This window comes from Actinospica durhamensis (assembly GCF_018139695.1).
Lineage (GTDB): Bacteria > Actinomycetota > Actinomycetes > Streptomycetales > Catenulisporaceae > Actinospica > Actinospica durhamensis.
On sequence record NZ_JAGSOG010000225.1, the window covers coordinates 1 to 14,884 of the forward strand.

Consider the following 14,884-nt stretch of genomic DNA (forward strand, 5'->3'; position numbering starts at 1 on the left):
GATCCTCAATCCCCGACACCCGTCCTGATTCCGCCGCCCTCCTTCTCCGCATCGCCGTTCGAGTCAACGCCCGAAGACCCTACCGACCCGACCACCGCCCCGACCGTCGACCGCGGCCGCCCGCGCAGGCTGCTGCTGCTCGTGCTCGCGCCGCTCATCGTGGTCGGCACCACGGTGGGCGTGCTGCTGAGCATCTGGACCAGTAACGGCCAGGCTTCGGCGAACGGCGGCGCGGGCGGTACCGGCGGACTCGGCACATCCTCACTACCGACTCAAACGATCTCCGCGACCTCGCAGTTCCCGGCCCGCCCGAGTGCGGCAACGTCCACGACCAGGCCCACATCCTCATCTGCATCCTCGGCATCCGCGGCAACCTCGGCATCCGCGGCCGGCCACGCGTCGCAGACCTCCGCCGCTCCGGGGGCGTCGAGCGCGCGGACGTCTGCCGCGACGTCGGCCGCGCCCGTGAGCGTGCACACGAGCGCGGCGGCGTCGGCGAGTGTGGGGGTGGAGTGTTCGCTGGAGGGGCCGTTCACCACCTCGTGTTCGAGTACGAACCCGACCCTGGCGATCTATCAGTGGAATCTCGACGACACCTCGGCCTGCACGTTCACGTACAAGCTGGTGTGGGGGGACGGGACCAGTTCGACCGTCGTCGTGCCCGGTGGGCCAGCGTCCGCGCTGTACGTCGATACGCACACGTATCGCACGCAGGGCTCGTACTCGCCGTCGCTGACCGCCGTCGGGATCACCGGGAGTTGCACCGCGGTGGACTTCGACTACAGCTACACCTACGAGTAGTCCGCCGACAAGATCCCGGGCCGCTCCCTATCGGATGAACCGGGATCCACCTGCTGCCGGAAACGTTCCCGATCATGCGCGCTCGCGCCCTGTCGCCGCGCCCCCGCGCTCTGCTGTGATCGAATCCGAGGCCACATCCCTCCCGAAAGGGGCCCGGCAGCATGACGATCGACGTGGGAGCCGCACCGGCGGCACAGGAGAGCCGGCAGAGCCTGAGCACGGCGGCGGCGCGCAATCTCGCCACCACCACCAAGACCGTGCCGCAGATGCAGGGCATCACCTCGCGCTGGCTGCTCAGGCAGCTGCCGTGGGTGCCCGTGTCCGGCGGCACCTACCGGGTCAACCGGCGCCTGACGCACGCGGCCGGGCGAGGCCGGGTGGCGTTCGTCCAGACCGGCGCCGACGTCAAGGTGCTGGCACCGACGCTGCGGGAGATCCCGGCGTTCGCCGCCATCGAGGACGAGGGGGTGCTGGCCGAGCTCGCCGGACGCTTCACCCGGCACGCGTTCGAGGCCGGACAGGTGCTGGTCGTGGGCGCGAGTCCGATCGACCAGGTGCTGCTGGTGGTCCACGGCAGGGTGGACGAGCTCGCGGGCGCCAAGTACGGCGGGCAGTCCCTGGCCCGCGGGTACGCCGACGGCGACCACATCGGCGACGAGGTGCTCACCCGGTCCGACGCCACCTGGTCCGGGACGCTGCGCGGGGTGACCTCGGGCGTGCTGCTCGCGCTGCCGGTCGCGTCCTTCCGGGAGCTTTCGGTGCGCTCTGATCCGCTGCGCGCCTCCCTCGACGCGCACCGGACCCGCGGTGCCAAGCCGGTCAACCGCAAGGGCGAGGCGGAGATCGCGCTCGCGGCCGGGCACAGCGGCGAACCGGACCTGCCCTCGACCTTCGCGGACTACGAACTCGCCCCGCGCGAGTACGGGCTCAGCGTCGCCCAGACCGTGCTGCGCGTGCACTCGCGGGTGGCCGACCTCTACAACGACCCGATGAACCAGGTCGAGCAGCAGCTGCGGCTGACCGTCGAGGCGCTGCGCGAGCGGCAGGAGAACGAGGTCGTCAACAACCCCGAGTTCGGGCTGCTGGCCAACGCGGACTACGGCCAGCGCATCAGCACCCGTTCGGGCCCGCCGACCCCGGACGACTTCGACGACCTGCTCAGCATGCGCCGCAGCACGCGGGTGCTGTTCGCGCATCCCAAGGTGATCGCCGCGTTCGGCCGGGAGTGCACCCGGCGCGGGATCTATCCGCAGGCGGTGGACCTCGACGGGCACGGGGTGGCCGGCTGGCGCGGCGTGCCGCTGCTGCCCTGCGACAAGATCCCGATCACCGGCGGGAACACCTCGACCGTCCTGGCCCTGCGCACCGGGGAGCAGGACCAGGGCGTGGTCGGCCTCGCGCCGACGGCGTTGCCCGACGAGGTGGAACCCGGACTCAATGTGCGGTTCATGGGCATCGACACCACCGCGATCATGTCCTACCTGGTGTCGACGTACTATTCGGCCGCGGTGCTCGTTCCCGACGCGCTCGGACTGCTCGAGAACGTCGAGCTCGGGCGCTGAGACACAGCCCTTCTATTCGACGGCTTTGCGGGCACCGGCCAAGCCTCCCGGGCCCACCGGGTCCGTGCGCTCGCCGGCGGTGGCGGCCAGACGCGGGGCGAGCCGCTTGACCTCGTGGCCGCCGCGCAACGCGATGACGGCGGGCAGGAATCCCCGCGGCCACCACTGCATGGTGCGCACCCAGGGCTGGCCGTACACGTGCGCGGACCGGCGCCGGATGCCCGCCGTCAGCCGCTCCACGGCGGGCTCGAGCTTGCCGGTGCGGTTCGCGGGCCAGGGCAGCCGGGAGCGCATCTCGGCCAGCACCCGGTCCTGGTCCGCGCCGCGCACCATGTCCGTGTCCGTCCACGACAGGTAGGCCACGCCGACGTCGACGCCGTCCGGGGCGAGCTCGCTGCGCAGGCTGTGCGCGAAGGCCTCGACCCCTGACTTGCTGGTGCAGTACGCGGCCATCAGCGGGGTCGGGGTCATCGCGGCCAGCGAGGCGATCTGCAGCAGGTAGCCGCGCGAGGCGATCAGGGCGGGCAGCACGGCGCGGGCGGTGGCGATGGAGCCGAACAGGTTGACCTCGACGACCCGGTCGAACATCTCCGGGTCGCTCTGCGCGAACGGTCCCCCGATCGCGATTCCGGCGTTGGCCACGGCGATGTCCACGGCGCCGAACCGCTCGCGCACCTGCTCGACCACCTCGGCCATCCGGGCGCGGTCGGTGACGTCGGCCTCCCAGGCCTGGGCCTGGGCTCCGGCGGTGGCCCGCTCGGCGCAGGCCTTCGCGGTCGCCACCAGGACCTCGGGTTCGAGGCCGACCAGGGCCACGTTGACGCCGCGCGCGACGAGGCTCAGCGCGAGCGAGGCGCCGATGCCGCGGGCTGCTCCGGTGATCAGGGCGGTCTTGCCGGTCAGGGTGTTCGCGCTCACGGCCGTGCCTCCTTCGTCTCGCTCGCCACGGGTGCGGCGCCCAGTTCGTCCATCGCGGCCACCCGTTGCCTGATCAGTCCCACGACGGTGTCAGGGGCCTCCATCGGCGTCATGTGGCCGAGACCGGGCAGCGTGGTCATGCCCTCGAACCGGGGCAGGGCCGCGGCTATGGCCTGGGCGTGGGCGCCGGCGGGGGTGAGCCGGTCCTTGGTGCCGAACACCACGGAGGTGGGCACGTCCAGCCCGGTCACCTGGGAACTGACGTCGAGTTCGCTCAGCACCCGGCCCCAGGCGGCGCGCGGCCTGGGCGGGCACGCGGCGATCATCCGGGCATTGACCTGGCGCAGCCCCTTGTCGGTCTTGGGGCCGAGCGCGGTGTGGGTGAGCATGGCCCGGGACACCGGGGTGACCGGGCCGATCGGCAGCGCGGAGCTCAGCAGCAGCCGGTGCACGGCCTTGTTGGCGCGCGGCAGCCGGCCGAATCCGGGGAAGACGCTGGAGGATCCGGGCAGGTGCCGGAAGCCGGTCGAGCACAGCACGGCGCCGCCGACGCGGGAGAGTATGTCCGGCGAGCCGCCGGCCGCCATGATCGTCATCGCGCCCATGCTGTGCCCGGCCAGTACCACCTGCTCCCCCGCGGCCAAGGTGGCCTCGAGTACCGCGGTGAGGTCCTCGACCAGGATCGGCACGCTGTAGCGGCCCTTGCCGGGCGCCTCGCTGGCGCCGTGGCCGCGCTGGTCGTAGGCGACCACGCGCAGTCCAGGCGCGCCCTCGCGCAGGGCCCTGATGACCGGCGCCCAGAACGAGGTGTTGCAGGTCCAGCCGTGGATGAGCACGACGGTGGGCACTCCGTCCGGGCCGTGCACCTCGACGTGCAGCACGGTGCCGTCGGCGGAGGGTACGCGCAGCCGGGCCTCGGGCACCGGCGGGGCGAAGAGTTCGAGGCTGGTCACCGGTGGTCGGCTCCGTTCGTGGTCAGGGCCAGGGAGGCGGCGGGGTCGGGCACGGCGTCGCTGCGGACGTACTCGCCGGCGTCGACGCGGCGGGTGAGCCGGCGGAACCGGACGGTCGAGGCGGGCCAGAGGGTGGGGTTGCGCCCGGCGTCGTTGAGGTACCAGCTCTTGCAGCCGCCGGTGTTCCAGACGGTCGGGCCCATCCGCCGCTCGACCTCCTCGCACCAGGCGTCCTGGGCGCGCTGGTCGGCGTCGAGGGCGGCGCCGGGCCGGCCGACGGCGCGCACGAAGTCGACGATGTAGGACAGCTGCGACTCGATGATGTGCACCATGGAGTTGTGGCCGAGGCCGGTGTTGGGGCCGATGACGAAGCAGAGGTTGGGGAATCCGGCCACGGTGGTGCCGCGCAGGGCCCGCATGTCCCCGCCCCAGACCTCGGCCAGCGACCGGCCGCCCACGCCCCAGACCTGCCGGGCCATCGGCATGTCCACGGTGTGGAAGCCGGTGGCGAACACGATCGCGTCCACCTCGTGCCGGGTGCCGTCGGAGCCGATCAGGGTGCTGCCCTCGACCCCGGCCAGGCCGGCCGCGACGACCTCGGCGTTGGGCCGGGCGAGCGCGGGATAGTAGTCGTTGGACAGCAGCACCCGCTTGCAGCCCATCACGTAACGCGGCGTCAGCTTGGCCCGCAGTTCGGGGTCCTTGACCGCGCGGCCGAGGTGGTGCAGGGCGACCCGCTGGGCGGCCTTGAGGATCGCCGGGCGCTTGACGAAGCCGACCACGGTGGCCTCGCGGCTGAGGTAGATGCCGAGCCGGGCCAGCCGCTGGGTGGGTGGGACGTGCGCGTAGAGCCACTTCTCCAGGCCGGTGATCCTGCGGTCCCGGCGCGGCATGACCCACGCGGGCGTGCGCTGGAACAGGATCAGCTTCGCGGCGGTGCGCTGCAACTGCGGGACGAGCTGGATGGCCGAGGCGCCGGTGCCGATGACGGCGATCCGCTTGCCGGCCAGGTCGGTCTCGTGGTCCCAGCGGGCGGAGTGGAAGACGGCGCCGGGGAACGCGTCGAGCCCGGGTATGTCGGGGGTGGACGGTTCGGAGAGCGGGCCGCCCGCGGAGACGAGCACGTCGGCGGTCAGCTCGCCGCGCGCGGTGCTGATCCGCCAGCGTGCGTCGGCCTCCTGCCAGACCGCGCCGGTGACGGCGGCGTTGAAGAACAGCCGTGCGCGCAGGCCGGGGCGGTCGGCCACGTCCTCGAGGTAGGCGCGGATCTCGGGCTGGCCGGAGAAGCTGCGCGACCAGCGCGGGTTGGGCGCGAAGGAGAAGGAGTACAGGTGCGAGGGGACGTCGCAGGCGCAGCCGGGATAGGTGTTGTCGCGCCAGGTGCCGCCGACCGCGTCGCCGCGCTCCAGGATGGCGAAGTCGCGGATCCCGGCGTCCAGGAACCTGATCCCGGCGCCGAGGCCGCCGAAGCCCGCGCCGATGACGGCGACGCGCACGTGCCGGGGCAGGCCGCCCTCGGTGACCTCCTGCGCGCGCTCGTCCGGGCGCGGGGGCAGGGCCGCGGCGCGGTCCTCGGTGAAGACGGTGCGGAACGGCGGGGTCGAGACGCCCTCGACCCGGAAGCGTCCCCACGGGTCGGGGTCGCCGACCTCGGCGGGCGCGGAGCCGTGCGACGTGCTGAGCGTGCCCTTGGTCCGCCCGGCGGCGAGCGAGCCGGCCAGTTCGGCCTCCGGCGCGATCCGGCCGTACCAGTGGTAGCGGCCGTCGATCGGCTGGAAGTATCCGCGCAGGTCGACCCGCACCTCGTAACGGTGCCCGCCGATCTCCAGTACCGCAGTGCCTTGATAACCGTCTTCGTCGTCGAAGTCCGTCACGCGGCCTGCCCCTTTCTACTCCCCTGACACCAGCTTCAAGGAGGGCGCCGGTCGCGTCCCCTCCGGAGGGTTGTGCGCGTGGTTCGCGCGGTGCGAGTCCTGCACGCTCTGCGCGAACCGGGAGCTGCCGAGCTCGAGCTCCTCGTCCAGGACGCGCTCGGGCAGCACGCCGGCGAGCGCGGCGTAGATCAGCCGGGTGGTGTATTCGACCACGTGCACGCGGCTCATCGAGCGCCGGTGCAGCCACCATTCGGCGGTGGACTGCACCAGGCCGGTGATCCCGTGCGCCCACGGCTCGGCGCCGCCGGAGTCGAGCCCGTAGTGCCGCAGGTAGTCGCCGAACAGCGCGGTCAGCGCGTCCGCGATCAGTTCCTTGTTGCGCTGGAACGGGTCGGACTCGAGCGGGACCTCGCCGGCGGTGTGCCGGGCGATGAGCCAGTACAGGTTCGGGTTCTCGCCGACGACCTCGAAGTAGGCCCCGACCGCGCCGCGCACCCGGCTCAGGGCCGGCAGATCGGCCGCGATGGCCGGCATCAGCCGGTCGAAGAGCATCTCGGTGCCGTACTCGCCGAGCGCGGCGACCAGCGCGGTCTTGTCCGCGAAGTAGCGGTAGAGCACCGGTTTGGTCACCCCGGCCTCGGCCGCGACCGCGTCCATCGTCACATCAGGGCCCTGCTGTTCGAGCACGCGCAGGGCGGCGCGGACGAACTCGGTCCGGCGGGCGGCGCGGTGGGCGCTCCACCGGTCCTTGCGCGCGTCGCCGGAGCCTGGTTCCTTCGGCGTGCCCTTGACAGCTGCGTTCACGGTGAGCACGCTACCAGAAGTAACTGTTACTTCAAGTCATATACACTTCGCACGAGCCGGAGGCCGTCGATGACGACGAACACGGTGGAGAGCCGTACCCCAGAACAGCCGGCCGAGCCGGACCGCGAACGCACCGCGGAGCGGCTGCTGCGGTCCACCGCCGCCCGGAACTACGACCCGGATCTCGACATCGACTGGAGCGCGCCGCTGGTGGAGGGCGCGCCGTTCATGAAGCTGGAGCGCTGCTCGCTCTACGGCACGAAGATCTGGGAGGAGCTGACCGGGGATCAGCGGCTGACCCTGGCCCGGCACGAGGCGGCCAGCGTGGCCGGCGTGGGCCTGTGGTTCGAGCACATCCTCATCAGGATGCTGGCGAAACTGGCCTACGACGGCGATCCCACCAGCCCGCGGATCCAGTACGCGCTGGCCGAGATCGCCGAGGAGTGCCGGCACTCGACCATGTTCGCCCGGATGATCATGCGGATGGACGCCCCCGCCTACCGGGTGGGGCCGCATATCCACCGGCTCGGCCGGCTGCTGCCCTTCCTCGCGCACAACGAGGTGATCTGGGGTGCGACGCTGCTCGGCGAGGAGATCCCGGACCGGCTGCAGCGGGAGATGGTGGAGTCCGAGGAGATCCAGCCGCTGATGCGGATGGTCAACCGGATCCACATCATGGAGGAGGCCAGGCACATCAGCTTCGCCCGCGAGGAGCTGGCCCGCTCGGTGGCCGCCACGCCGCGGTGGCTCAGGCCGCTGCAACGCATGCTGCTGGCGCACATCGCCTTCATCATCAGCCGCAGTCTGATCAATCCCGAGGTCTACCGCTCGGTCGGGCTCGACCCGCGCAAGACCCGGCGGATCGCGCTGGCCAACCCGCACTACCAGCGCACCCTGCGCTGGGCCGGGGAGAAGCTGGTCGCCGTGTTCGACGAGCAGGGGCTGATCGGGCGGCCGGGCCGGCACTGGTGGAAGTCCTCGTACCTGCTGCGGTAGCCGTGCCGCGGGAGTCCTTCACGGAGGCCGGTCGCGCATGCATATACGAACTCGGCGCATAAAGTTCCACGTGGAACATCGCGCTCATTCCACCCGAATCGGACGGCGCGGAGGCGGCACGGAGGTGGTGCGGAGAGGGCGCGGAGGCGGGAGAGAGGACCGCGGAGGGCGGGCGATGGCCGGATCAGAGCTCGGGGTCGGGCAGGCGCTTGACCGCGAGCAGCGCGATGTCGTCGCTCAGCCGCGGACCGGCGTGGGCGCGCACGGCGCGCAGCACGTGGTCGAGCATCGGATCCGGGTTCTGGTACACGGTCCAGCCCTTGTCCTGCTCCAGCCGGTAGAAGGCCCCTTCCTCGTCCCGGGCCTCGGTGATGCCGTCTGTGTAGAGCAGGATGTGGTCGCCGGGTTCGAAGTCGACCTTGTAGACCGGCACGGAGTCCGCGCTCAGGTTGAGCAGGCCGAGCGGCGGGCTCGGCTCGGGCGGATCGAGCGGGGTGACCACGCCGTGGTGCAGCAGCAGCGGCGCCGGATGCCCGCAGTTGACGATCTCGGCCTGGGCGCTGCCCGGCGGCACCGAGACCAGCACCGCGGTGACGAACTCCTCGGCGTCGGCGGCGGTGCGGCGGCCCAGGCTCGCGTGCATCCGCAGCGCGATGGCGGACAGGTCGCCCTCCTGATGGGCCGCCTCGCGGAAGACGCCGAGCACGTCGGCCGCCGCCTCCACCGCGGGCAGCCCCTTGCCGCGCACGTCCCCGATGATCAGCCGGTCGCCGAACTTGGTGGTCATCACCTCGTACAGGTCCCCGCCGATGCGCGCCTCGGCCGCCGCGGCCACGTAGCGCACCGCGGAGCGCACCGAGACGAGGTCGCTGGGCAGGGCCCGCAGCAGCACCTGCTGCGCCGCCTCGGCCACGGTGCGGACCGTGGTGAGCGTGCGCTGCTGCAGCTGCGCGGATCTGACGGCCACCCAGCTGACCAGCGTCACCATGGCGGTCGCCAGCAGTTCGGCGGCCAACTCCACCGCGATGACGTTCTCCGCCAGCAGGCCCAGCAGCGTGGCCGTCACCACGCAGATCCCGCCCACCAGCAGCGGCCTGATCTGGCGCGGCGGGGCGATCAGGGCGGCGAGGGCCGGGGGCACCGAGAGCGTCGGGGAGAAGCCGACGGAGCGCGGAGAGGCCAGGTCGGCCGCGATGATGACCACGATCAGGGCATAGGGCAGCACGCGCATGACCGGGCCGGAATGCGCGGAACGCGCGGAGTCCGCCGAGAACTGACTGCTCATCCTGAGGAGAACCGTATGGGTAGGGCTTCGCGCTCGCAACGTCCCTGAGCCGGATTGGCTCGGGATTGTTCCGGTTGGCCACAGAGCAGTGGCTTTAGTCGAAAGGTGATGAGATGACCGAGGTCGTCTCCGGCGGGCTGCGGCTGGCCGTGTACCCGGAGCCGGACGGTTCCGGCCCGGTGGTGCTGCTCGTGCACGGATATCCGGACACGCATGCCGTCTGGGCGTTGATCCACGCGGAACTGGCCTCCGACCTGCGGGTCGTGCGCTACGACGTGCGCGGAGCCGGTGCCTCCCAGGCGCCGGCGCGTCGGGCCGGCTACCGGCTCGAGCACCTGGCCGAGGACCTGTTCGCGGTGGCCGACGCGGTGAGCCCGGACGCGCCGGTCCATCTCGTCGCGCACGACTGGGGATCGATTCAAGCCTGGCACGCCGTCACCGACCCCCGCGCGGCGGGCCGGATCGCCTCGTTCACCTCGATTTCAGGCCCCTGCCTCGACCACACCGGGTACTGGCTGCGCGAGCGGATCCGCCGCCCGAGCCCGCGCCGGGCGGCCGCGCTGCTGCGGCAGGGGGCGAAGTCCTGGTACGTCTACGCCTTCCACCTGCCCCTGCTCGCGCCGCTGCTGTGGCGGCGCTGGCTCGGCACGCGGTGGGGCGGGCTGCTGCGGCGCGCCGAGGGCATCGAGCCGCGGCCGGACCACCCGGCGCCCACGCTGGTGGCCGACGCCGTGCGCGGCATCGAGCTGTACCGCGCCAACATGCTGACCCGTATGCTGCGCCCCGAGCCACGCTACGCACGGGTGCCGGTGCAGCTGATCAGCCCACTGGCGGACCGCTTCGTCAGCCCCGCGCTGGCCGAGGACCTGGAGCGCTGGGTACCGGACCTGCGACGCCATACGTTGCCGTGCGGGCATTGGGGCGCGCTCACCGGCTCCGCCCCCCGAACCGCCGAGCTGATCAGGACCTTCATCGCTGACGTGGAGGCACCCGCGGGCCGCACCGCGGCATAGGGCCGGTCGGCCGAGAAGGCCGCCGTACACCTCGCCGGGCGGCGGTCCTCATGGATCCCGCCGCCCGACGGGCACCACTATCGCGTGCCCGGGCCATGGATGCAACGGTCACTCAGGTCACGGAGTCCTCACCGACACCAGCGGCGAGGGCGGGACGGACGCCGGGGTGGACACCGAGGCCGGCCTGGCTCCGTACATCGTCGTGCCGTTGTCCGACCAGTCGCCGCCGCTGGAGATCACCTCGCCGGCCACGCCGAAGAAGATGAACAGCACCAGCAGCCACTGCGCCGCGGAGACCAGCACCAGCGGACGCGTCGCCGAGGCGGCGCCCCAGGCCGGGTCGTAGTCGCGGTTCGGCCGGTCGCCCAGCAGCCGCTTGGGATAGGCGGAGCTGACCATGTACAGGTACGCCTGCACCCGCAGTCCGTAGCGCAGCACCGAGGCCGACGCTTGGAAGATCGGCACCGGCGTGCGGCCGAGCACGAGCACGATGACCCAGAAGAAGAACGCGCACACGGCCCAGCCGCCGTAGACCACGGCCTGCACGATGGCCGCCGGAATCACCAGGATCACCCGGAAGAACACCGCCCAGCGGTTCAGCGGCCCGGGCTGGAACTCCGCCCGCACCGGATAGTCCGGCGCGTCCAGCGCGAACGGCGGGTACCGGTCGACCAGCAGCATGGCGTAGCCCCCGACCCTGACCGCGTAGCCCAGATAGCTCGTCAGATACCCCGCGGCGAACACCGGGAGCCGGCCGAGCACGAGCGCGGCGAACCAGCCGAGGATCACCGCGAGCGCGGCCACCACCCCGAGTACCCAGAGCGTGAAGAACTGCGGGATGAGCAGCAGCAGGCGCAGCAGCACGGTCCAGCGCCGCTGCCGCTCCGGCGGGAAGACGTCGAGTACCGGGAGGAATTCCACTTACCGACCGTCACATGCGTTGCCGGGCCCGGCATCCCGGTCCGGACGAACGGGTGACCCGCACGGCGCTGGCGCGCCCGCTCGCGACTTGCCACACTGGCCGAGCCGGAGATCACCCGCCGACGAGGAGCACTCCATGTCCGCCACACCGCCCGAAGCCGCCGACGCCGCCGTCCCCACCTCGCTCGAGGCCGTCCCGACCCCCGCCCTCGTCGTCGACCTCGACGTGCTTGACCGCAACATCGGCCGGATGGCGGCGTTCGCGGCACAGGGCGGGTTCGCGCTGCGTCCGCACGCCAAGACGCACAGGTGCCCGCAGATCGCCGAGCGCCAGCTGGCCGCGGGCGCGGTGGGGCTGACGGTGGCCACGATCGGGGAGGCCGAGGTGTTCGCGGCGTCCGGGGCCCGGGACCTGTTCATCGCCTATCCGCTCTGGCTCGACGAGGACAAGCGGGCGCGGGTGGCTGCGCTGGCCGCCAACCTGCCGCTGAGCGTGGGCGTGGACTCGGCCGAGAACGCGGCCCGGCTCGTGGGCACCGGCGCGCGCGTGGTGATCGAGATCGACAGCGGCCACCACCGCACCGGCGTGGCCCCTGGTGACGCGGGCGCGCTGGCCTCGGCCGTGCGCGGGCTTGGCCTCGATGTGGAGGGCGTGTTCACCTTCCCCGGCCACGGCATGGCCCGCGACGCGGACTCCGGCCCGGGCCAGGTGCGCAGACACGCCGCGCAGGACCAGGAGAAGGCGCTGGCCGAGGCGGCGGAGTCGCTGCGGGCCAAGGGCATCGAGCCGGCCGTGATCAGCGGCGGCTCCACCCCGACCGCGGGGCTGCGCGAGGACGGGGTCATCAACGAGCTGCGCCCCGGCGTCTACGTGTTCAACGACGCGATGCAGGTCGCGCTCGGCTCCTGCACGCTCGAGGACGTCGCGCTGAGCGCGCTGGCGACGGTGGTGAGCGTGCCCGGGCCGGACCGGTTCGTGCTCGACGCGGGCAGCAAGACGCTCGGCGCCGACGGCAACGCCTGGGCCGAGGGCTTCGGCCTGGTGCCCGGGTATCCGGGCGCTGTGATCGCCCAGCTCTCCGAGCACCACGCCGTGGTCCGCCTGCCCGCGGGCGCGCGGCCGCCGCGCCACGGCGACCGGGTGGCCCTCGTCCCGAACCACGTGTGCAACACCGTCAACCTGGCCGACGAGCTGTACGTGGTTCAGGACGGACGCCCGGTGCACCGCTGGCCGGTGGCCGCGCGCGGCGCCAACCGCTGAGCCGGGGCCGGCGCGGGCCCCGGCCGGAGCCGTCGGGTCAGCCGGTCACGCTGACCGCGCCGGTCTCGATGTGGCCGGTGAAGCGGCGCGACCAGGACGCGTCGCTGCTGACGGTGACGGTGAAGTCGTACCAGCCGTTGCAGTAGGCGACCTGGTTGAAGTAGTCGGACACGCTCGCGCCGGCCGCCACCGAGTAGGTCCACGGCCCGTCGGTGCGGTACTGGGTCGAGGTGATGGTGAAGGTGACCGCGGCGGTGCCGGTGTTGGTCATGGTGAACCAGATCGACTGCTCGCCCAGGTTGGTCGAGGGCGCGTAGTGGCTGGTGACCTCGGCGTACTGGCCGGCCGTGGTGGCGTTGCCGACGAAGCGGCGCAGGAAGCGGTTGGGTCCGGTCATGGTCAGGTCGTAGGCGCCGGCGCCGTATCCGGTGCCGATGTTGAAGTAGTCGGTCACCACCCCGTCGCCGGTGGACGCCGAGTACGCCGGGACGGTGTACTGCCAGGGTCCGCCGCTGCGGTCGGCGTTGGCGTAGACGGCGAAGGTGGCCGCCGAGGTGGCCTGCACGCCCTCGTTCGCCATCTTGAGCCAGAGCAGGATCTGCCCGTTCGAGCCGAACTGGAGCGAGGAGACGTACCCGTCGGGCTGGTAGGGCAGGGCGCGGGCCGAGCGGGTGCCGGACTCCTGCGCGGGCAGCGCGTTGGTCTTGGCGGACGGGTTGAGCTCGATGTCGCACAGCGTCTGACTGATCGTCGAGGTGGTCGCGGGCAGCGTCGTGGGCAAGCCGTAGACGGGACTGGCGAAGTTGAACGCGCCGGTCAGGTCGCCGCACACCTCCCGTCGCCAGGCGCTGATGTTCGGGCACACGGCCGGGGTACCGAGGGCGTTGGTCCAGGTCTCCAGGAAGCGGATCACCGAGGTGTGGTCGTAGGTCTGCGAGTCCACGTAGCCGCCGCGGGTCCACGGCGAGGCGATGATCATCGGCACGCGGTAGCCGAGGCCGATCGGGGTGCCGCTCTGGATGAACTCGTTCGCGGTGCCGGCCGGCGGGACCGGCGGGGGCACGTGGTCGAAGAACCCGTCGTTCTCGTCGTAGTTGAGGAAGAGCACGGTGGAGTTGAACACGGTGGAGTCGGCGGCGAGCGCCTGGAGCACCTCGTTGACGAACTGCGCGCCGTCCTCCGGCGGGGCGTCCGGGTGCTCGGAGCACTGCTGGTTGGCCACCACCCAGGACACCTGCGGCAGCGTCCCGTTGACCACGTCGTTCTTGATCGCGGCGGCGATGTCGAGCGGGGTGGACCCGGCGCTGGTGGAGACCGAGCTCATCCCGTTGAGGTAGAGCGGGGTGCCGCTGGCGGCGTTGGCGAACTGGCTGAAGTAGGCCAGGGCGTTGTCGCCGAAGTTGTCGCTGGCGACCTGGTAGACCTTCCAGCTCACCCCGGCGTCCTGCAGCGTCTCGGCGTAGGTCTGCCAGCCCAGGCCCGACTCGGAGCCGCCGTCGTAGGCCGGACCGCCCGCGGTGCCGTTGGGATCGATCATCCCGCTCCACAGGTAGGTGCGGTTCGGGCCCGTGGCGCTCAGGATCGAGCAGTGGTAGGCGTCGCAGATGGTGTACGCGTCGGCCAGGCCGTAGTGGAACGGCACGTCGCCGCGGGTGAGGTAGCCCATGGTGCGGTTGGAGCCCTTGGCCGAGATCCAGTCGTCCATCTTGCCGCCGTCCCAGGCCTCGTGCTGGGTGCTCCAGCCGTGGTCGAGGGAGCCGTCGCACTGGGCGAGGGTCTCGGCGGAGGCGACGATGTTCCCTGATCCGTTGCTCAGGTTCCACGGGTACTGCCGGCTGCTGCCGTTGGGCTGGTCGAACACGGAGTAGCCGCCGGGGATCTGGATCGCGGCGCGGTCGCCGAAGCCGCGCACGCCCTGCAGGGTGCCGAAGTAGTGGTCGAAGCTGCGGTTCTCCTGCATCAGGATCACCACGTGCTTGACGTCGGCGATGGTGCCGGTGGTCGCGGCCTGGGCCGTGGCGGCGCGCAGCGGGACGGCGCCGAGCGCGGCTCCGGTGCCGACGGCCGCGGCGGTGCCGATCAGGGAGCGCCGGGAGATCGGGGACATGGCGTGGGTAGGCCTTTCGTCGGTCCACGCGCCGGCGGTGGCGGGCGCGGCACCGCCCGCGGGCGGGTGCACGCCGTAACCTTCCTCGCCATCCGCAACTTGTCCATACAAGAACCGTGACGTGGCCGTGAAGCGCCGGTGAACTCTGGCGCCGCGCCGCCCGGCTCCCGTCAGCTCTCGGATTCGCCCCCGGCGGGGTCAGGGCCCTGCGAGGCTGGCGGCGCGGCCTGGGCCGGGACCGAGGGGACCCACACGCCGGCGGGCGGCTCCGGCCGCCGCTCGGCCGGCCCCGGCGGCGGCAGCGGCGGCGCCAGCGCCTGCCCGGACGGCGCGGCCAGGGGCGCCAGCGGCGGCCTGGCCTGGGCCGGCACCTGGGCGGCGGCGTACCC

Annotated in this window: 11 protein-coding genes and 2 pseudogenes; 5 read left to right on the forward strand and 8 right to left on the reverse strand. The window is 72.2% G+C overall.

The features are described 5' to 3' along the window. Positions 1-801 (forward strand): annotated as a pseudogene (locus KDL01_RS30845) (hypothetical protein); the annotation flags it as partial. A gap of 161 nt (positions 802-962) precedes the next feature. Next, on the forward strand, positions 963-2,363 hold the full coding sequence (locus KDL01_RS30850; protein WP_212532186.1) for a family 2B encapsulin nanocompartment shell protein: 1,401 nt from the start codon (positions 963-965) through the stop codon (positions 2,361-2,363). Positions 2,364-2,375: 12 nt separating this feature from the next. On the opposite strand, the gene KDL01_RS30855 is transcribed toward KDL01_RS30850, so the two are convergent. The 4 genes from KDL01_RS30855 to KDL01_RS30870 are packed head-to-tail and all read right to left on the reverse strand — an operon-like array spanning position 2,376 to position 6,912. Next, complete coding sequence (locus tag KDL01_RS30855; protein ID WP_212532187.1) at positions 2,376-3,281, reverse strand: SDR family oxidoreductase; 906 nt, start codon at positions 3,279-3,281, stop codon at positions 2,376-2,378. Continuing rightward, positions 3,278-4,234: an alpha/beta fold hydrolase gene (locus KDL01_RS30860; protein WP_212532188.1), complete on the reverse strand. Its 957-nt coding sequence runs from the start codon at positions 4,232-4,234 to the stop codon at positions 3,278-3,280. The genes KDL01_RS30855 and KDL01_RS30860 overlap by 4 nt, the downstream gene beginning before the upstream one ends. Next, on the reverse strand, positions 4,231-6,108 hold the full coding sequence (locus KDL01_RS30865) for a DUF4873 domain-containing protein (RefSeq protein WP_212532189.1): 1,878 nt from the start codon (positions 6,106-6,108) through the stop codon (positions 4,231-4,233). The genes KDL01_RS30860 and KDL01_RS30865 overlap by 4 nt, the downstream gene beginning before the upstream one ends. Before the next feature lie 15 nt (positions 6,109-6,123). Continuing rightward, positions 6,124-6,912: a TetR/AcrR family transcriptional regulator gene (locus KDL01_RS30870; RefSeq protein WP_212532190.1), complete on the reverse strand. Its 789-nt coding sequence runs from the start codon at positions 6,910-6,912 to the stop codon at positions 6,124-6,126. Positions 6,913-6,981: 69 nt separating this feature from the next. Between KDL01_RS30870 and KDL01_RS30875 the strand changes: the two genes are divergently transcribed. Next, positions 6,982-7,908, forward strand: a complete 927-nt coding sequence (locus KDL01_RS30875; protein WP_212532191.1) for an AurF N-oxygenase family protein — start codon at positions 6,982-6,984, stop codon at positions 7,906-7,908. 184 nt (positions 7,909-8,092) lie between these two features. Here KDL01_RS30875 and KDL01_RS30880 read toward each other — a convergent pair whose 3' ends face one another. Next, a complete protein-coding gene (locus KDL01_RS30880; protein ID WP_212532192.1) occupies positions 8,093-9,193 on the reverse strand; it encodes a PP2C family protein-serine/threonine phosphatase in 1,101 nt (366 codons plus the stop codon). A 113-nt stretch (positions 9,194-9,306) separates the two neighbouring features. Between KDL01_RS30880 and KDL01_RS30885 the strand changes: the two genes are divergently transcribed. Then, a complete protein-coding gene (locus KDL01_RS30885; RefSeq protein ID WP_212532193.1) occupies positions 9,307-10,206 on the forward strand; it encodes an alpha/beta fold hydrolase in 900 nt (299 codons plus the stop codon). A 117-nt stretch (positions 10,207-10,323) separates the two neighbouring features. Here the strand turns inward: KDL01_RS30885 and KDL01_RS30890 are convergent, their stop codons facing one another. Continuing rightward, positions 10,324-11,127 carry a DUF4389 domain-containing protein gene (locus tag KDL01_RS30890; protein ID WP_212532194.1) on the reverse strand — a complete coding sequence of 268 codons (804 nt, stop codon included), beginning with the start codon at positions 11,125-11,127 and terminating at the stop codon, positions 10,324-10,326. Between the two features lie 136 nt (positions 11,128-11,263). On the opposite strand from KDL01_RS30890, the gene KDL01_RS30895 reads away from it, so the two are divergent. Further along, positions 11,264-12,388, forward strand: coding sequence for an alanine racemase (locus KDL01_RS30895; RefSeq protein WP_212532195.1), 1,125 nt, complete (start codon positions 11,264-11,266; stop codon positions 12,386-12,388). Positions 12,389-12,425: 37 nt separating this feature from the next. On the opposite strand, the gene KDL01_RS30900 is transcribed toward KDL01_RS30895, so the two are convergent. Then, on the reverse strand, positions 12,426-14,495 hold the full coding sequence (locus KDL01_RS30900) for a phosphocholine-specific phospholipase C (protein ID WP_212532196.1): 2,070 nt from the start codon (positions 14,493-14,495) through the stop codon (positions 12,426-12,428). Positions 14,496-14,665: 170 nt separating this feature from the next. Next, positions 14,666-14,884 (reverse strand): annotated as a pseudogene (locus KDL01_RS30905) (hypothetical protein); the annotation flags it as partial.